The organism is Candidatus Aquicultor secundus, from assembly GCF_002791875.1.
GTDB classification, from domain to species: domain Bacteria; phylum Actinomycetota; class Aquicultoria; order Aquicultorales; family Aquicultoraceae; genus Aquicultor_A; species Aquicultor_A secundus.
This window is the reverse complement of the sequence record NZ_PFNG01000211.1, coordinates 1-296: the sequence shown is the minus strand read 5'-3', so window position 1 is coordinate 296 and position 296 is coordinate 1. Positions and strand designations below refer to the sequence as shown.

The 296-nt window shown below is 54.1% G+C and carries 1 pseudogene; it reads left to right on the top strand.

Annotated features, from left to right (window positions below):
• Positions 1 to 20: 20 nt before the first annotated feature.
• Positions 21 to 296, top strand: a pseudogene (locus tag COY37_RS08915) (AmmeMemoRadiSam system protein A); the annotation flags it as partial.

The window sequence follows — 296 nt, the reverse complement described above, 5'->3', positions numbered from 1 at the left end:
TACTTAAGCTGGAGGAGAAGATGCCCGTTGTTATTGGTTGTTTAATGCCCCATCCACCGATTGTTATCCCGGATATCGGGAGGGACAACCTCAACCGGGTAACATCCACAACGGATGCGATGCTGAAGGTTGCCGAACAGGTAGCGCAGGCCGAGCCCGATGCGCTTGTTTTTATTTCTCCTCACAGCGCGGGGTTTACGGATAGCATCGCCATGCGGGCGAACCCGATTCTTGAGGGTTCATTTGCCGGGTTTGGCTCCCCAGAGGTGCGGTTTTCAAAGAAAAACGACCTGGCG